General features: G+C 42.5%; 23 protein-coding genes and 1 other annotated feature. Of the genes, 3 read left to right on the forward strand and 20 right to left on the reverse strand.

Annotated elements, in window-relative coordinates; translation table 11 throughout:
* Positions 1–195: 195 nt before the first annotated feature.
* From CSV72_RS04320 to CSV72_RS04325, 3 genes are all read right to left on the reverse strand, one after another.
* Positions 196–522 (reverse strand): SdpI family protein, encoded by a 327-nt coding sequence (locus CSV72_RS04320; protein WP_158232150.1) that lies wholly within the window; start codon positions 520–522, stop codon positions 196–198.
* 31 nt (positions 523–553) lie between these two features.
* The gene (locus tag CSV72_RS17120) at positions 554–688 is read right to left on the reverse strand and encodes a hypothetical protein (RefSeq protein ID WP_255407581.1); all 135 of its coding nucleotides are present in this window, start codon (positions 686–688) and stop codon (positions 554–556) included.
* A gap of 202 nt (positions 689–890) precedes the next feature.
* Positions 891–1,847 (reverse strand): M23 family metallopeptidase, encoded by a 957-nt coding sequence (locus CSV72_RS04325; protein WP_233191075.1) that lies wholly within the window; start codon positions 1,845–1,847, stop codon positions 891–893.
* Between the two features lie 801 nt (positions 1,848–2,648).
* On the opposite strand from CSV72_RS04325, the gene tatA reads away from it, so the two are divergent.
* The 3 genes from tatA to CSV72_RS04340 all read left to right on the forward strand — a co-directional run bounded on the left by tatA (position 2,649) and on the right by CSV72_RS04340 (position 5,529).
* The gene (tatA, locus tag CSV72_RS04330) at positions 2,649–2,849 is read left to right on the forward strand and encodes a twin-arginine translocase TatA/TatE family subunit (RefSeq protein ID WP_099677291.1); all 201 of its coding nucleotides are present in this window, start codon (positions 2,649–2,651) and stop codon (positions 2,847–2,849) included.
* Positions 2,850–2,923: 74 nt separating this feature from the next.
* Entirely contained in the window at positions 2,924–3,763 is an 840-nt protein-coding gene (locus CSV72_RS04335) for a gluconate 2-dehydrogenase subunit 3 family protein (RefSeq protein ID WP_099677292.1), read from the forward strand.
* A 17-nt stretch (positions 3,764–3,780) separates the two neighbouring features.
* Complete coding sequence (locus CSV72_RS04340) at positions 3,781–5,529, forward strand: GMC family oxidoreductase (protein WP_099677293.1); 1,749 nt, start codon at positions 3,781–3,783, stop codon at positions 5,527–5,529.
* Between the two features lie 81 nt (positions 5,530–5,610).
* Here CSV72_RS04340 and isdG read toward each other — a convergent pair whose 3' ends face one another.
* From isdG to mreC, 17 genes are all read right to left on the reverse strand, one after another.
* Positions 5,611–5,931 carry a heme oxygenase gene (gene isdG, locus CSV72_RS04345; protein ID WP_099634409.1) on the reverse strand — a complete coding sequence of 107 codons (321 nt, stop codon included), beginning with the start codon at positions 5,929–5,931 and terminating at the stop codon, positions 5,611–5,613.
* A 146-nt stretch (positions 5,932–6,077) separates the two neighbouring features.
* Positions 6,078–6,803, reverse strand: coding sequence for a YebC/PmpR family DNA-binding transcriptional regulator (locus tag CSV72_RS04350; protein WP_099677294.1), 726 nt, complete (start codon positions 6,801–6,803; stop codon positions 6,078–6,080).
* Between the two features lie 12 nt (positions 6,804–6,815).
* Entirely contained in the window at positions 6,816–7,685 is an 870-nt protein-coding gene (locus tag CSV72_RS04355) for a phosphotransferase (protein ID WP_099677295.1), read from the reverse strand.
* Between the two features lie 6 nt (positions 7,686–7,691).
* On the reverse strand, positions 7,692–8,780 hold the full coding sequence (locus CSV72_RS04360; protein WP_099677296.1) for a LysM peptidoglycan-binding domain-containing protein: 1,089 nt from the start codon (positions 8,778–8,780) through the stop codon (positions 7,692–7,694).
* A 595-nt stretch (positions 8,781–9,375) separates the two neighbouring features.
* Positions 9,376–10,260, reverse strand: a complete 885-nt coding sequence (gene pheA / locus CSV72_RS04365; RefSeq protein WP_099677297.1) for a prephenate dehydratase — start codon at positions 10,258–10,260, stop codon at positions 9,376–9,378.
* Between the two features lie 31 nt (positions 10,261–10,291).
* Positions 10,292–10,747, reverse strand: a complete 456-nt coding sequence (locus CSV72_RS04370; RefSeq protein WP_029053700.1) for an ACT domain-containing protein — start codon at positions 10,745–10,747, stop codon at positions 10,292–10,294.
* A gap of 27 nt (positions 10,748–10,774) precedes the next feature.
* The gene (gene obgE / locus CSV72_RS04375) at positions 10,775–12,070 is read right to left on the reverse strand and encodes a GTPase ObgE (RefSeq protein WP_099677298.1); all 1,296 of its coding nucleotides are present in this window, start codon (positions 12,068–12,070) and stop codon (positions 10,775–10,777) included.
* A gap of 6 nt (positions 12,071–12,076) precedes the next feature.
* Positions 12,077–12,607, reverse strand: coding sequence for a Spo0B domain-containing protein (locus CSV72_RS04380; protein ID WP_099677299.1), 531 nt, complete (start codon positions 12,605–12,607; stop codon positions 12,077–12,079).
* A gap of 329 nt (positions 12,608–12,936) precedes the next feature.
* Complete coding sequence (gene rpmA / locus CSV72_RS04385; RefSeq protein WP_083031825.1) at positions 12,937–13,230, reverse strand: 50S ribosomal protein L27; 294 nt, start codon at positions 13,228–13,230, stop codon at positions 12,937–12,939.
* A gap of 12 nt (positions 13,231–13,242) precedes the next feature.
* Positions 13,243–13,569: a ribosomal-processing cysteine protease Prp gene (locus tag CSV72_RS04390; protein WP_099677300.1), complete on the reverse strand. Its 327-nt coding sequence runs from the start codon at positions 13,567–13,569 to the stop codon at positions 13,243–13,245.
* A gap of 6 nt (positions 13,570–13,575) precedes the next feature.
* Positions 13,576–13,884: a 50S ribosomal protein L21 gene (gene rplU, locus CSV72_RS04395; protein WP_085131022.1), complete on the reverse strand. Its 309-nt coding sequence runs from the start codon at positions 13,882–13,884 to the stop codon at positions 13,576–13,578.
* A 13-nt stretch (positions 13,885–13,897) separates the two neighbouring features.
* Positions 13,898–13,974 (reverse strand) — a sequence feature (ribosomal protein L21 leader region).
* A gap of 70 nt (positions 13,975–14,044) precedes the next feature.
* Positions 14,045–14,662, reverse strand: a complete 618-nt coding sequence (locus CSV72_RS04400) for a metalloprotease (RefSeq protein ID WP_099632991.1) — start codon at positions 14,660–14,662, stop codon at positions 14,045–14,047.
* Positions 14,659–15,201 carry a peptidoglycan DD-metalloendopeptidase family protein gene (locus CSV72_RS04405; protein ID WP_099677301.1) on the reverse strand — a complete coding sequence of 181 codons (543 nt, stop codon included), beginning with the start codon at positions 15,199–15,201 and terminating at the stop codon, positions 14,659–14,661. The genes CSV72_RS04400 and CSV72_RS04405 overlap by 4 nt, the downstream gene beginning before the upstream one ends.
* Before the next feature lie 100 nt (positions 15,202–15,301).
* Positions 15,302–16,102, reverse strand: coding sequence for a septum site-determining protein MinD (gene minD / locus CSV72_RS04410; protein ID WP_099632989.1), 801 nt, complete (start codon positions 16,100–16,102; stop codon positions 15,302–15,304).
* A gap of 1 nt (position 16,103) precedes the next feature.
* Positions 16,104–16,775 carry a septum site-determining protein MinC gene (minC, locus tag CSV72_RS04415; RefSeq protein WP_099632988.1) on the reverse strand — a complete coding sequence of 224 codons (672 nt, stop codon included), beginning with the start codon at positions 16,773–16,775 and terminating at the stop codon, positions 16,104–16,106.
* 19 nt (positions 16,776–16,794) lie between these two features.
* Positions 16,795–17,316, reverse strand: coding sequence for a rod shape-determining protein MreD (gene mreD / locus CSV72_RS04420; RefSeq protein WP_099677302.1), 522 nt, complete (start codon positions 17,314–17,316; stop codon positions 16,795–16,797).
* Entirely contained in the window at positions 17,313–18,206 is an 894-nt protein-coding gene (gene mreC / locus CSV72_RS04425; protein WP_099677303.1) for a rod shape-determining protein MreC, read from the reverse strand. The genes mreD and mreC overlap by 4 nt, the downstream gene beginning before the upstream one ends.
* Positions 18,207–18,218 lie beyond the last annotated feature (12 nt).

Raw genomic sequence — 18,218 nt, forward strand, 5'->3', positions numbered from 1 at the left:
GCAATTTATCCACATGCATTTACAACCGTCTGACGAATTCGCTCACTCTCATTTTGAATTAATTCTCCAAGACATTGTAAAATATCGCACATCATATTTAATTCGTTTCGATATATCCTCCCAACAGCTAAATAAGCCGCTTTTCTGTAGTATGTGTCTTTATGATCAAATAGTGAATCTATTACTTACTTTTGATCAGCATTGTTCCATTTCCATTAGTTTTCTCTCTGTTAAAAGGAAAACAGGTAGGATGGAAACAACTACCCATCCCAATTCAAAGAACAAGTAATATTCATTGTCGAATTTCACAAATATCATAATTATTAGTCCAATTACAATATTAAGAACTGCAGTTATGGTTAAGACTTTTGCAGAATATTTTTGCGCAAAATCCCAAAGTTTTTGATTTTTTTTGGATCTTTTAGTTCGATAACCATACACACGATTGACATTCTGAGGACTTGCACTTTTGAGGATTAGACTTCCTATTAAGGTTCCAAGCCCCGTTATAAAAACTAACAATCTTATCATCTCCCAATTTATTTTGCAAAAATTAACCAGTTGGAAGCGCATCTTTTATTCCGTAATTACGCCAGCCCCTTGAACCTACGAAATAAATTAAAACTAAAGAAATCCCTATCCCATAATTTTTATGTGGGCTAGCCTTTACTTTCGTTTCATTTTTCACAAATTGGATCGATTGCGATATAGATGCAATCGCACCCGTTAACGGAATTTTTCTGGAAAAAGTTTATCTGCGTTCCGGAGGGCGAGCGTTGAACCTCCCGGAGTCACCGGCTTCCACTCTAATCAACTAAGAGCATACATATATTCTTTTCACAATCGCCCCCGAATATAGGGAAGCGTTTAAAACCCATTGACTTCTAAACCTATTCCACAAAATCACCTTGGATAAATGTATCCTCACGATCAAATTTAATATTGATACTTTTGGAAGACACAGGATCCGGAGAATCAGATACATGAAAATGGATATGTGGTTCACTGGAATTCCCAGAATTGCCAACTTGGCCAAGTACGTCACCCTGATTGACCTTATCTCCTTCATTTACTATGATCGACTGGTATTTAAAGTGAGCAAGATAGCTAAATTCCTTATTCCCATGGTCAAGGATGACGTAATTCCCCAAGGGCTGTTCTTCATTCATTATTCCAACTGGTTGATTATCCTTCACATTATTATTCACTTCAACTACTATCCCATCACCCGGGGCCAGGTATTCCTGGCCAAATGCATAATAACTCTCATTCAAGGATGGATCTCCTTCGTAGGTGGTTTCCTCATTCATTATTACGAAGTCGTAGGCATAGCGTTGGTTTTCATATTCATAATGGTAATTAATCAGACTGTTTGTACCTCCCCAAAACACATACCACGTATCCCGAAAAGGGAAATCCATAACTGTTTCTGTATACACATTGTCGGTTTTCGGATACATAGTGAGTGGCTTGATCTGTAATCCTTGAATAATATCATTTTCATCAAAGACTGCCACCATACCTTTCGAACCACTATTATCTGTCCACGTGTATTGCTTAGCCCCATTATTATAGGGAAGTTCAGATTGTAATATATATGTGGTAACGTCTTGATTAAAATCATTACCTAAGTCTCGCAGCTGCTTCAATGGAACTTCCTTTTGAAACGCTTTGCTCATCTGACTGTAAACCTTCTCATAGTCTCCATTTAGAAATGTATTGGAAAACTCTTCTGGCTTCATCAGTTTTCCTTTCTGGTCGTACTCTTTATCCTCCGCCATACCGCAAGCGGTTAAGAAAATCGTTGAAAATGCAATCCCTATTAAGACATGTTTAAAACATCTCATACTCGCCCTCCTAACAAATATTTGAATATGTCATAGTACGATGAAGCTGAGTCCAAATACAGAAGCTAGTTATTTTAGTAATTCCACAAAATAGCCTATTACTGACTAGATGATACGCTTAATCAAAGAGTCACAATCATTTCTAGTAACGTTGAATGCTTCTTGTTCATTCATTCTTTTAAAGAATTTCATACGATCACTTTCCCAGTTCTATCACTTTAATCTAGTATATTGAATCCATAACCGATTTCTCCTTTAATGGAAGTTACTACTATTACATATATGAATTTATCTACTAAATTGAATACGTTTATCCAGTGTAACAAGTTTCATTTTTCCTAATATTACATTTACTCTTCCTGTTTTTGTAACTCACACTGATTCGAGATAAGTAATACATAATTGAAACCAGAACAACTACAATACTCATCTGTTTTTTCAAAAGCATAGAGTAATTTGCTCTCGAACAAATTAATTACATAAACTAGTAAATTAAAATTGCATTACATCTTCTTAATAAAAACCAGTCAGTTAGTGTTAGATATTCGGCTATTTCAATACCGCAACTACTTATAATTTTACATCTATTCAGAAATACTATTATTAAATGATTTAAGCAGATTATTTTATTTATTCATGCAATATAATTGTTTAAAAACTTCGTAGAATTACTTTGCATTTTTTGTCGAATAACACTATCATATATAAGGGCCAGAATTCCCTTACGAATTTAGCAAACTAGCCAGAGCTCTACCAATACATTGTAAATATGTAAAAAATAATGTAAGAGGAGGGAGTTTTATGAGTTTGGCATCAATCGGTGTACCTGGATTAATAATTATCTTAGTCATTATTCTAATTTTATTCGGACCGCGAAAATTGCCGGAAATTGGTTCCGCTGTCGGTAAAACGTTAGCAGAATTTAAAAAGGCAACAAAAGATATTCTAGAAGACGACAAGGATAAGAAAACAGATTCAGAAAAGTCTGAGTCTATAAAGTAAAGAAACGGTGCGATTATACTTGCCACGGCAATTGTCGCCACATTTCATGACAAATGTGAAGGAGGAACTACACTATGACGAATAACAAAAATCCCAATCAAGATACTCAAGATTTAAGCCGAAGAAAGTTTTTGAAGAGTGGCGGTCTTGTCGCTGGTGGACTTTTAGGTGGATCACTATTTGGTGGTTTGCTAACGAATCAGTTCCAAAAAGGTACGAAGGATGAAACAACATCGCAGGCAGGCAAACAAGTATCGTTTGATGCACGTACGTTCTTCAGTCGAAATGAAGACTTTGCGTTGCTATCTGCTGCAACTGAAAGAATCTATCCAGAGAATAAAAATGGCATGGGGGCAATCGAACTAGGTGTGCCTTATTTCATTGACCGTCAATGTGCAAGCAACTGGGGAAGAAATGCGAATGACTATATGGTCGGTCCTTTCCCATCGATTACAAAAACGGACGTATACGAAGAAGAAAAACGTCAAACAAATGAAGTCATCACATCGTCCACTGTTGTGAAGTTACCTGCTGGTACGGCTAACTATCAAACTAAAATGACGAGAGGGACATTTTTCCTTGAAGGGCTTAACGCTATGGAGAAAACGTCACAAGATAAATTTAAAGAGCGTTTTGTTAATTTAGAACCTGAACAGCAAGATGAAATTTTACAAATGTTTGAAAAAGGTGAAGTGAAGTTCAGTGGGGTAGATTCCGCAGACTTCTTTAGCTTGTTACGTCAAACAACTATCGAAGGCGTTTATGCAGATCCTGTTTACGGTGGAAATCGTAATATGGAAGCTTGGAGAATGAAAGAATACCCTGGGCCGATCATGAGCTTTTTAGATAAAATCGAAGAAGAAGAGTTTATTGTAATGGAGCCTTCAAGTTTACGTAATTACCAAGGGCTTTAATTTAGGAGGACGCATAAATGGCTAAAAAATTAGATAAAGTAGACGTTGTAGTCGTTGGTAGTGGTTGGGCTGGCGGTATCGTTTCAGCTGAACTTTCCAAAGCAGGCTATCAAGTCGTAATGTTGGAACGTGGTAAAGATCAAACACGTTCAGATTTTATAGGTGTTAAAGATGAACTACGTTATACAAACAGACATGAAATGATCGAAAAATTAACAGGCGATACGATTACGTCTCGTGTTTCAATAGGCGATGCTGCACTACCTGTACGCTTGCAAAAAGATATGAACACAGGGACAGACCTTGGTGGCGGAAGTATGCACTGGGCAGGTTCCGTATACCGCTGGCGCTCGTATGACTTCGAAATTCGTTCAAAAACAATCGAACGTTATGGAGAAGACAAAATTCCAGAAGGCATGCAAATCCGTGACTGGGGAATTACGTATGATGAACTAGAGCCTTATTATGCTAAATGGGAACAAACGGCTGGAATTTCAGGAGAACCTGATCCACTTGGTGACAAGAGATCAAATGAGTATCCAAACCCACCTATGCTAGCTTCTCCTGCGATTAAGTTGTTTAAAGAATCGGCAAAAGAGATGGGCTTACACCCTTATCAAATGGCTTCAGGAAACATGTCTCAAACGTATACGAATCCTGATGGTGAGACATTGAATCAATGTATGTTCTGTTCGTTCTGTACAATGTACGGCTGTGACTTCGGTTCAAAATCAGATCCTCTTGCAACAGTTATTCCGACTGCTCGCAAAACTGGTAACTGTGAAATCAGAACCAATTCACTCGTCAGAAGAGTTCTTCATAAAGACGGTAAAGCTACAGGCGTTTTATATACAGACACAAGAACAGGACAAGAATTCGAACAACCAGCTGACGTTGTCGTTCTTGCGGCATTCACATTCTCAAATAACCGCTTACTTATGTTATCGGATATTGGTGAAATCTATAACCCTGAGACTAGAAAAGGAACGATTGGCCGTAACTTCACAGGACAATTCAACAGTACTTTCCTTGGTGCAACAGGATTCTTTAATGACAAGAAATTCAACTACTACATGGGTGCTGGTGGATTAGGTGGCGCTATAAGTGATTATGACGCGGACCTATTTGACCATACGGATTTAGATTTCATTCATGGTGGCGGAATCGAACTTCGTCAATACGGAGATGCGGCAATTAAGAATAACTTCGTTCCTAAAGGTACACCAACATGGGGTGAAGAATTTAAAGAGAAATCACTCTTCTATGCTTTCCGTACATTAACGGTTTGGTACTCAGCAGCAGTTATGCCTTGGTGGCACAACTTTATGGACTTAGACCCTACGTATAAAGATGAGTTCGGAGATCCAGTATTACGTATTACAAATAAATTAACAGAACAAGATAAGAACATCGCGAAATTCGGTATTGAAAAATGTACTGAAATCGTGGAAGCAATGGGTGCGGACATTATTGATCAGGACGAAATGCCAGACCAATTTGACCACACTTACGGCGGTATGCACTATATTGGCGGCGTAGCTATGGGTGAAGATCCAGAAACGTCTGCGGTAAACAACTACTTGCAACTGTGGGAAATGGAAAACTTATTCGTCGTTGGCGGATCTGCACTACCACACTTCAGTAGTCACCACCCTACCCCAACAATCGGCGCACTTTCATACCGTGCAGCTGAAGGTATTGAAAAATACTTAAAAGAAAAAGGCGGTCTTTTGACGCAGCCAAAATCTTCTGGCGTTAAAGCATAATTAATATACGATCACCTCTCACTTGGCAATTCAAAAGTGAGAGGTGATTTTTTTCTGAACATCCACACACGATGCTTGCATTTACACCGCAACAACTGGATCACGTACTACCCTAACATCATAGAATGACACTTTATTGCTAATAACGTATCCGGGCTGTCCGTCCCGATGTGAATGCGCTTCCTTAAATGCATCGCTTTTCGTCCATGCCTCAAAAGCTTCTTTTGATTCCCAACGCGTGCTGATCGTCACTTCGTCATAATCTGGTAAATTATCCGTGAACAATACTTCCAGTCCTAGAAACCCTTCCATCTGCTCCACTTTTCCTTTTTTATCAAAACGCGTAACCAATTCATGTCCACGATCTTTTATTATCTTATTTGTGTTTGTTACGATAATCATATTTAGTTCCCCCTTTTATTCTACTAAAGAGTATAAATTCTTCAGCAACTAAGTTAAATGATAATGAATCTCATTATCATTGTCAATAACAAAAAAGCCAGTTAACAACTTTACTTGCTTAAAAGTTGTTGACTGGCTAGCATTCATTACTCATCCGATACATTAGAATAGACGTTTTGTACATCATCGTCGTCTTCTAGTGCATCGATCATATTCATAAATTGTTCTTGTTGCTCTTCGGTCAAATCCGCATAAACGGATGGAACCATATCTACTTCTGCTGAAATAAATACTAAATCTTCCGCTTCAAGCGCTTCTTTTACATTCAGGAATTCAGAAGGTTCCGTCAGAATTTCAAATCCATCTTCTGTTGAAATAACATCTTCTGCCCCTGCTTCCAAAGCCGCCAGCATGACTGCGTCCTCGTCCGTTTCTTGCGTACGTTCGATGAACAAACGGCCTTTGCGTTCAAATAAATAGTTGACGGAGCCAGTTTCTCCTAAGCTACCGCCATTTTTATTGAATGCCACGCGCATATTCGGTGCTGTACGATTGCGGTTTTCTGTCAGGGTATATACGAGGACAGCAACGCCGCCTGGCCCGTACCCTTCGTAAATTACTTCTTCATAGTTTTCATCCGCACCCGAACCTGTTGCTTTATCGATTGCCCGCTGAATTACATCATTCGGGACATTCACACTCTTTGATTTATCGATTGCTAGACGTAAAGCTGGATTCGTGTCTGGATCGTCTCCGCCAGACTTTGCTGCGACGTAAATTTCACGCGACATCTTCTGAAAGATCTTTCCTCGTTTTGCATCCTGTGCGCCTTTTCTATTCTGGATATTTTTCCACTTGGAATGGCCTGCCATGGATCAAACCTCCTACTTCATCATTCGCTCTATATCATACCATAATCTTGGCCAATGTGAGAGCGCGGTATCCGTAAAATGCAGAAGTTTGCTAGCCATCCGTTGTTGTTGCGCTAGTGGCAATGACAACAGATGCAACCATTCCCGAAGTACTTCATTTGGGTATAGCAGCTTCGCTAATGACTGGTTTGACAAGGTTTGCAGCGCCGGATGCTCCCCCATCAAAAAAGTCGGATTATAGGAAATTTGCGGCAACACACGATGCATCCACAACACACGTTCATCCTCTTCCGTTCCGAGACACGCTAAATCAAAATCGATAAAGCGGATATTCCCGGTCGAGTCCCGCAAAATATTATGATGTACGACATCACCATGCAATAGCGTCAAAGAGTTAACAGGGGGCGGTTCTTTCTTTGCAATCTGCAACGCATCCTGTCCGTACTTTAACAACTGGTCTATCGTTGAGGAAGCAAGAAACGCCCCACACATTTCCCGCAACTCTTCAAAGCGTGCAAGCCGGACTTCCCACTTCTCAATCATATGATAATGCGGCAGACAGGAAATCGACTGCCAATCAATCGTATATTTCGTATCATGTAATGCTTGCAGCGCACGGAACGAGTCGATACGGTCAATTCTACGCTTAAAGTTGACCGCTTTCGCATTTTCGAGCCACGGCTGCATGATCAACAGAGGATCCGATTTATCGACAATCGGCAAGATATATGGAAAATGTTGTGCACTAAGTAATTGATGTACCTGCCGAACTTTCACAGCTTGAGCGAGTGATGCATACTTCTTTACAGAATACATGGCTCCGCCTGATTCCATTTTCCAGACATTCTTTTTGATTTTGGTAAATCGCTGATTGTCTGCCATACGCGGTTACTGGTTTCGGTGCCAGTCCTCCTGTATTGGCATCGGCTGTTGTGGAGGTGTATTACACCCACAATCACCCTGATATCCTGGAGGTTGTTGCCACATCGGCGGCATTGGCATCGGCATCATTTGTGGATACGGCATCCATTGCATCGCTGGCATACATTCCGGTTGTGTCGACCATTGAGGCTGGACTGGCCAATTCGGTGAGCAATGCGGCTGATTTGATGGACACCATGACGGCGGCATCTCCGCTTTAGGCGGCATCGTAGGTTGTTGCGGCATCGGCATAGGTGCAGGCTGTTGTGGCATTGGCTGCATCACAGGCGGCTTCGGTTGAGGTTTTGGTTGAGGCATCGGATTCGGTTTCATGTGTAATGAACTCGATTCGATCAACTGCCAACCGTCTGGCATAGGTGCGGGAACCGGTTTATGGTGATGAGGTGACTCTTCACACCACTTAGATGATTCTTTTGGCGGCATCGGTTTTATTGGTGCCTGCATCGGCGGTTGCATCGGCGGCATAGGCTGCATTGGTTGTTGCGGCATATGTGGATGGCAGTCCGCATCGAAAATTGGCATCCAACCGCAAATCGGGAATACTGCCTGCCACATCGGCGGAGCCTGCATAGGCGGCATCGGCATATGAGGCACTGCCGGTGAAGTCTGCGATTGTTGCGGCATCGCTGGCGGTGCTGGGGCCGGTTGCTGTTGCATCGGCGGTACTTGAGGCAAAGGCTTCTGCTGCATCGGCGGCATCTGTGGCGCTTGTGGTAGTGGCGGCACTTGATGCTTCGGTGGTTTCGTTTGTGGAGGTGCCGGCTTAGAAGGCTTCTCCTGGTGTGGCGGCTTCATCGGTGCTTCATGATGCGGTTTTTCATGTGGCTTTTCATGTGGCTTCTCCTGGGGTTTCGTATGATCACCTTTATGATGAGGCTTTTTCTTATCCATCGGCAAAAATATTTTCATGCCGGGAACGATATAGTCCGGATTCGCCAGGTGCGCATTCACCCGCTTCAGTTCCTCGAACGGTATACCGTATTGTCTTGCGATCTTCCATAATGTATCACCCTTGACGACAATATGAACTTCCACTAACAATTCCCCCTTCCATCAATCCATCGTATGAACGGATGCCTACTTTTGTGACAATATGTGTAGGCCTCCTCTCTTGTTATGTATATTCAACAGGGACTTGTTTATTCCAAATTAAAAACCATCCTGATGAATAGAGGATAGTGGAATGAAGACAGTTCAATTAGTGAGTGTATGGGATTTCCGCTCCAGCTGGGGACGCTTTCCGGTGGGCGTGGCTTGAGCCTCCTCGCTTCGCTGTGGGGTCTCAAGGCGCACGCTGATACACTCGGAGTCGCCCCAGCTTCCGCTTCAATCCTACGTTTATAGTGGATGGACATAGAACTCTTATTTGCGATTGCGCGTGAATTAGTAAAGCCCTTGAACTTAGTTAAGTTCAAGGGCAGTTCTAGTTCTAATTTTATTTCAAGTGCAGTTACCTATTACAAGCCAACATGCAATGAACATTGATAAGTATCAACTAGTCATACTGTTGAAGTGAAAGCGAAGCGTTGGGAGCATATCTTTGCACTAGTGACTAGTTGGCTCACTTCGAATGGGATATGCGTCCCCTCCGTAGCACCAATCCACTCACGTATACCGTGCCAGCCTATCCTTAAGAGATAAATTCACCAGACTCGTAGACATAGTACGTTCCGAACGAGCGTGCTGTACAGCCTAGTGCGTCTAGCTCTTCCATCGCGCCCTTCATCATCGGATGTTCCTCCGACTCGTTAATATCAATAATAAAGAAATAATGACCAAGACCCGTCTTTAATGGACGTGATTCGATCTTACTCAAGTTCAACCGGCGCCACGAGAACACCGACAGAATCTGATGTAGCATACCTGGACGGTCGTCTTCAGGCAACTTTACCATCAACGTCGTCTTCATCGAAGAAGCATGCTTCGAATGCTCTAGCTTCTCTTTGCGCAACGACAGCACAACGAAACGTGTGTGATTGAAGTGGAAGTCATGAATATTCTCTTCTGCTATATGTAAGCCGTACGTTTCTGCTGCCAAACGGTTGCCAATTGCCGCAACACGTAAGTCTGGCTGTTCAGAAATAGATTTCGCTGCCGCTGCCGTAGACGTCGTCTGAATCAACGGAACTCCGCGGAAACGATATTGCAAAAACTTATGACATTGTGCTAAAGCATGCGGATGAGACTGAATTGAATCCAAATCATCCAAGTAATCCATCTGCGCTTTATTTACCAACATATGCTGCTCAATTGGTGTGGAAATTTCAGCTGTGATAAACAATTCTTCACTATTAAATAAATAATCAATCGTTAACGGTACGGAACCTTCAAGTGCATTCTCTAGTGGAACGACCGCATAGGCTACATGGCCTTCTGTCACCGCTTCTATACAATCTGGAATCGTCGGACGTGGCGTTAAGCCTCCCATGCCGAATAAATCGGACGCTGCAATATGAGTGAATGATGCTTCAGGTCCCAAATATGCAACGGAAGGTACATACTTCTTTTCTGTCATGATTCTTTCATCTCCCCACTGATTTAAGAGGTCAGAAAACCCCTGAACTAATTAAGTCAACGGAATCAATAAATCGAGGTGCTTTGAGTCGCTGTAAAAATGCTTCTACTTTAATTTCCATTTCCGTCACATCTAGCGATAACGTAATATTAGCGCGGCCCTGGACAGGAATCGTCTGGTGGATCGTCAATACATTACATTTCGCCTCTGAGACGACTTCCAAAAGCACAGCTAAGGAACCTTTTAAATCTTCCAGTTGAATAAAAATCGTCAAGATCCGGTCCCGTGCGATCGATTCGAACGGGAACACGGCATCACGATATTTATAGAAGGCACTGCGTGACAGACCGACCCGTTTGGTTGCTTCTTGGATCGTCGTCACTTCGCCCCTTGCCATCATTCGTTTAGCTTCCAACATTTTCTGCATCGACTCAGTCAATACATCTTCACGCACTAAATAAAACTGACCTTCCCCGATTTGTTCCATTTTGCTCCCCCCAAAACGAGCCATTCCTTATTCCAAGAACTCGAATTCGTAGCTCATGATACGAACGATATCGCCGTTTTTCGCACCGCGTTCACGCAATGCTTCGTCGATTCCCATACCACGCATTTGACGTGAGAACTTGCGGACTGATTGATCGAAGTTGAAATCGGTCATTTGGAACAAACGCTCCAACGTATAACCGGTCAACATAAACGCTCCATCATCGTCACGTGAAATAACGAAATCAGGTCCAGTTGATTCGTGTTTATACAATACGGAGTTGCTCGCATCTTCTTCATCTGCATCAGTCAACATCGGGAATTCCGGTGTGGTTTCAAGCAGATCTAAAATTGCGTACAGCAATGGATCCAAACCAGTTCTCGTCAATGCTGAAATCGGGAACACTTGAATCTCTTCATCACCAAGCGCCTCTTTAAATATCTCCAGATTGTCTTGTGCATCCGGCATATCCATTTTATTCGCCACAATGATCTGTGGACGTTCAGTCAATCGCATATTGTACTGCTCAAGTTCTTTATTGATCGTCTGATAGTCGTCGAACGGCTCACGGCCTTCAAGTCCAGACATATCGATGACGTGCACGATAACACGTGTACGTTCGATGTGACGCAAGAACTGATGTCCTAGTCCGATTCCTTCATGCGCACCTTCAATCAATCCAGGTAAATCTGCCATAACAAATGTACGGTGATCATCCGTTTCGATCATTCCAAGGTTCGGTACTAGTGTAGTAAAGTGATAATCCGCAATTTTCGGCTTCGCTGAAGAAACGACTGAAAGCAACGTTGATTTCCCAACACTCGGGAATCCAACAAGACCGACGTCAGCGAGAACTTTCAATTCAAGCACGATATCCTTACTAACACCTGGCTCTCCTTTTTCAGAAAGCTCTGGTGCCGTGTTCTGTGGCGTAACGAAACGGCTGTTACCACGTCCTCCACGCCCACCACGCGCGATGACTGCTTGTTGGCCATGTTCAACCAAATCCGCGATAATCGTATCGGTTTCCGCATCTTTGACGACTGTGCCAGGCGGAACTTTAACGACCATATGCTTACCGCTACGACCATGCATATTTTTACTTTGACCATGTTCTCCACGATCTGCTTTAAAATGACGCTGATAACGGAAATCCATTAACGTACGCAATCCTTCATCCACGATAAAGATGACGTCTGCGCCTTTCCCACCATCACCACCGGATGGTCCACCATTGGCTATATATTTTTCACGACGGAACGAAACCATACCATCGCCACCGTCGCCACCTTTTACAAATACTTTAACGTGATCCACAAACATAATTTATTATCCTCCTAATTGTCCACTGATGGTAAACGTCCATTGATTCGGTTCACCGAGGACTTCGACCGTAAGCTGAGATGAGTATTCTGGGATGTCTAGTTGCTTCGCGTACAGCTCAGTAAATGTCAATTGCATACTCCAAGAAGCAGTTTCTGTCGTGACTTCAATCGTCACGGGACAATCTGCATAGCGCTGGATTTTGGCTTCCACAGCCAGCACGACTTGTTCCAAGTAATCGACCAACGCTTGATCAATTTCACTTGAATTAATTTTTTCTGTAATATCACAATACAGTTGCACCTTCAGAACTGGATATCGCCACCCAAGTGTCGTAATCCATTCCTCAGTAAGAGGCATATCCAATCTCTGCAGCAATGCCTCTCGCTGCATGTCCCCCGTTTTCTCGAGAATGCAGTTACGTGCTTCTGTATATTTCCCCATATCAATATTCATGAGGATTAATTGCAGATCATTCATGTGATCGTGTCGACTAAATCTCACTGCCTGCGACACATTTAGCTCATTCTTCCCCATTTTTTCACCACCAGCTGTTTTCGTACTTCTTAGTATAGCATTTTCACGCGCAAATCACTAAAATAATCTTCATCGAGTGACAATTTACGTGAAATATATGGCCAATCAACAATTAAATTAGTCAAGCGCTCATTATTTCCCGGTAAGCGCTCAATAATTCTTGTATCCGCTCATAGAAACGTACAAGCGATCATACACACTCGCTATCCGCTCTATCAACCAACCTAAGCGCTCATACTTCTCTAACATCCGCTCATAACACGACAATATTGACATAAGAAAAAGGACTGCAACAAGTGCAGTCCTTTTCACATCGTCACGCTATCCAATTAAGCTTCTTGCGTTGCTGCTGGGTAGACACTGACTTTCTTTTTGTCGCGGCCAAGACGTTCGAAACGAACGACGCCATCGATTTTTGCGAATAGAGTATCATCTCCACCGCGTCCAACGTTTTCACCTGGGTGAATTTTAGTTCCACGCTGGCGATAAAGGATTGATCCACCGGAAACGATTTGTCCATCTGCGCGCTTAGCACCAAGACGTTTCGAATGTGAATCACGACCGTTCTTAGTAGAACCTACACCTTTTTTCGATGCGAAAAACTGAAGATCTAAACGTAACATAGCTGCCACCTCCTACTTTTCAAAGGATAATTTTATATAATCTGCATAGTCTAATTCAATCGTTTGTAAAGAAATAATCATTGCTTGCAGGAGTAGCTGAACTTGCGCATCTTGTTCCGTTACCGGAAACGCCACACGTAAGTAACCACCGTCCGCACCTTGATCAACATCAGGCTCAATCGAAGTCAATAGCATAATAGCATTCACCGCACCAAATGATACGGCAGAAGCACCAGCACAAACTAGATCTTGTCCGTGTTCTGCAAAGTTTGCATGACCATCCATCTCAAAAACTGAGATGCGCCCAGAAGGCTCTTTTTTAATTCTGACATGTATCATGCCGGATTACAGATTGATTCCGTCAATAACGATTTTCGTGTATGGCTGACGGTGTCCTTGTTTTTTGCGATAGTTTTTCTTCGCCTTATATTTGAAAACAACAATTTTCTTTGCGCGGCCTTGCTTGACAACCTTACCTGTTACAGTTGCGCCTTCTACGAATGGAGCACCGACTTTAACGTCATCTCCGCCCACCATTAGCACCTTGTCAAAAGTCACCACTTCATCAGCTTCACCAGCAATCTTCTCAATGAAGATCTCTTGGCCTGCTTCAACTTTGATTTGTTTTCCACCAGTTTCAATAATTGCGTACATACTTGCACCTCCTCTAATTATACAGACTCGCCTTGACAGGTGATTCAACCTACGAATACTTGAACCTGTTTAGTGCGGTTGTAGCACGGGTGCTACAATCAATAACAGTAAAATATTATCACATAGAAAAGAGCAGGTCAAGCATTATTCCTATAATCTTTTAAAAGAAGGAAGTTTCTTTTTTAGTGAGCTGTTCAAATACCCGCTCGTACCTTCTAAAACGATAGGAAATAATGTTTTGCACTGCTAGAAATGATGTAATAATGACGAGAGGTAAACTGTCCGGTAAGTACACAATTAAATATGCACAAAGCGATGCTGACACGATGATAGAGTACAATAAAAAGTTCGAGCGCGTAGTGTATTTCGTTGCCTCCGTCTCCAGCAAAACAGACACGACTTGTCCACCGTCAAGCGGTAGAATCGGTAATAAATTCACACTTAACAAGATCAGTTGAATCTTTATAAACTGCGCATCACCCGGGAATGTCAAACACATGCCAAGCACTAACAAAACGGCTGTCGCGACAGGTCCACCGAGCGCCACGATCAGCCGTTGCTGTTTACTAGCCAGCTGCCGATTAACAAATTGCAATTCCCCTCCATACGGTAAGATAGTACAACTTCTAATTTTCATTCCGACGTGTCGCGCGGCCAATACGTGTCCTAGTTCATGAAAAAGTAATGAGAATAAGAGCATCGCGTACAATGACACACCACCGACAATCATGAAAAATAAAAAGATCGGTAACAATACCGGATGAATACGATACTTCATTGCTGACCGCCTGACATATACGTTGCCAACACAGTAGGCTCCAGCGGTATCCCATTACGTTTCACGCGGATGTACACCGCTTCCTCGTCCATCACCGCAATCTCATCCCCAAGCTTCACAGCGGTATACGGAAGCGTTGAGAACGACCCTACGAATCCATACGTCACTTCGTCGCCGTTATCGTACTGAACGGTCACCGTCTTCCCTGACTGCCTCGTGTAGCCCGTGAAGACCACTAGCCCACTTCCTTGCGACGTAATCGACATCGGTTGAGTATACGAGATAATGGCGCCGTCCTGATAAGGTTGGAACGATTCGTACGTCTCAAATGGATTAAATACGGAATCCCCCGATACCGTGATGACTTCATCATCTGCCATCCAAGAAGAAACCCACTTCTTCATCACGACAAAGTCTTTTCCAGTCGTCACATATTGCGTTATCGGTATATTAACTAGCTGGCGTTCTTCAAGTTTTGATAAACCTACAACAGACACCATCAGCACAATAGCGATGATCCATTTTGTTTTCCACTTCATCACGTCCCCTCCCTTACCTGCAGTGTATGAAAAGACGGAGAATTAAATGACGAATGAAAAAAACTCAGTACCATAAAAGGCACTGAGTTTTGAGATTGTATTATTTGCCGAACATGTTCTTGATTTTGCCGAAGAATCCCGCTTTGCTTTTCTCCATCGTCATCAATGGCACAGACTCACCTAAGATTCGTCGTGCAATATTACGATAACCAATTGCAGCAGGGTTTGTCGGGTCCATCACGACAGGTTCGCCTTTATTGGAAGCAGAAATAACGTTTTGATCATCCATTACGATACCTAATAAATCAATCGACAAATGCGTCGTGATTTCATTGACATCTAATGTTTCACCGCTTTCCATCATACCGCTTCTTATGCGGTTGATGATTAATTTTGGCGGCTCCAATCCTTCTTCCGCTTCAAGCAGTCCGATAATACGGTCTGCGTCACGCACAGCGGAAATTTCTGGAGTCGTCACGACAATTGCGCGATCCGCACCAGAAATTGCGTTTTTAAATCCTTGCTCGATTCCTGCTGGGCAGTCAATCAAAACATAATCATAATCTTGTTTTAATTCTAAAACGAGTTTCTTCATCTGTTCCGGATTCACGGCACTCTTATCAGTCGTCTGTGCTGCTGGCAGCAAGAACAATCGATCCTCGAAACGCTTGTCCTTCACAAGAGCCTGGTGTACTTTACAACGCTCTTCCACCACATCGACCAAATCATAAATGATCCGGTTTTCTAAGCCAAGAATAACGTCCAAGTTACGTAGACCGATATCTGTATCGATTAAACACACTTTTTTCCCTTGTAACGCAAGAGCGGTGCCTAGATTGGCTGACGTTGTTGTTTTACCAACGCCACCTTTACCAGAAGTAATAACAATTGCTTCTCCCAAATTATATACCTCCCTTAAATGTAGCAAGGTCCGGACGTAAATATCGGAGTTCCTGAAGACGGTCTATCGCAATCTGCCCATTCTTTTGAAGATACGCACATTCCATTTCAGGTTGCTCAGAAAGAACCGTCAATTCGTCGGTCATGATCTCGATCTTATCTGCAATTTTCAGATGCGTCGCTTCCAACCAAGATGCAGCAATGACTGCATCTTTATTGCCTTGTGCTCCCGCATGTGCGATGCCTTTGACACGACCTAGTACATAAATACTACCGCCTGCGATGACTTGCGCACTCTGATTGACATCACCGATAATGACCAAATCGCCATCAGCCTTTACGACCTGACCCGATCGAACGATTCCTATATAGGTTTCGGACTGCTTCTCGATCAACTTTCTCTCACACTCTTTTAACGAAATGACGTCACTATGTACCTTCGAAACTCGTAAATGAGGGGAAGTATGAATGACCGATTGAATCTTGTTCATGTCTTTCTCGTCACAATAACGATGCCCCAGATGCAACTGTACTTCAGACACACCTTCAAGTACGCTGCTCTGCACTTTTTCTTTCAACTCACTTAGTAAATCGGAAAATGCGCAATGGTCATCCAATCGTAAAACTAAGCCGTCTTTTGTTCCTTTTATCGTTATCAACTGTGATTTCGTCACCTACATCACCTCACAATACTTAAAAACCTGCTTGTTTTTGAAAAAATCTTTTCTCTGTAATCTGTTTGAACATATAGCCGAACATCACGATAAATAATGAATTAGCAATCATTGTCGGAACGAGTCGACTCGTGAAGAATTCGCCGAAGTCAATAGACGTTAACGCAATCACACTAGCAAAAAAGTACGACAACAATTCCAGTAACACAATCATTACTACTGATAATACCATAACCGTCACGATATGACGCTCAATTTGTCGAATTACCAACGCGGCAACATAACAAATCAGCGGATACATGAATGTGTATAATCCAATAATATCAATATGATACATATCATACAACAGTCCGAGGACAAATCCGTAAATAATCGCTCGCTTACTATTATAATACGTCGCAATGAAAATTAAATAGACAATTAGGAACCTGGGCACCATGATATATAAATCACCGTTTATTTCAATTGGTGAAAACAGACTGAAAATAGGTTCCAGGAAAAATAACAGGACAACAATTAAAGGAATGATGAATCGGATCATGACTCACCGTCCCCTTGTGTATCTGCGGAGTTGCCTCCGTCGGTCCCATCAACCACTGTCATCGTACGCTTCGCGATCATCACATGATCTAGTTGTGAAAAAGTAGCTGCTGGTTTTATATACGCTAGTTTGGTCAGGCCATAGTCATCCGTGGAAACTTCAGTTACTTCCCCTATTAAAATACCTTTCGGGAAGATTCCTCCGAGACCTGAAGATATGACTTGCATTCCTTTTTTTACATTGAAACTTGAATCTAGCCGCTTCATGATCAACTGACCAGAAGTTCGGTCGTATCCTTCGATCAAGCCAAACATTTCCTCTTCGCCAACTACCATCGCCGCCACACGGAAATCGCTATTTTCCGTCGAAATCAATTCGACTGTGGACGTGAATGGAGTCGACAAAATGACTTTCCCTATCAAGCCTTGCGCTGTCATGACCGCCATATTGACGTCCACTCCAGCTGTTGTTCCTTTGTCGATGATGATCTTCTCTTCCCATTGATCGGGATTACGGGAGATCACCGTGGACTGAATCGGCTCAAATGCGCGCAGATCCTCTTGCTTACCAATGATTCCCCGTAGCTTCACATTATTCGCTTTGACATCCACTAACTCCGCTTGCATGGCGGCATACGTTTCCAGACGCTCTTTTAATCGTTTGTTTTCTTCGTATGTATTAAGCATCGTATCAATATTTTCAATAAGTCCCGTCACAAAGTGGGCTGGTTTCGTAACGAGCGACTGCCCGAAACCTACGACATCCTTCACTGCTTGTTCCGGAACATTTGCATGATTTCGGTCGCGAAGTGAAAATGCAATTAATGCCACAAGGACGATTACTCCTACTAATAAAATGATTAATCGTTTATTGGAAAAAAAACGCGGCATTGCCTACATCTC

The sequence above is a fragment of the Sporosarcina sp. P20a genome (genome assembly GCF_002743175.1).
GTDB lineage: Bacteria > Bacillota > Bacilli > Bacillales_A > Planococcaceae > Sporosarcina.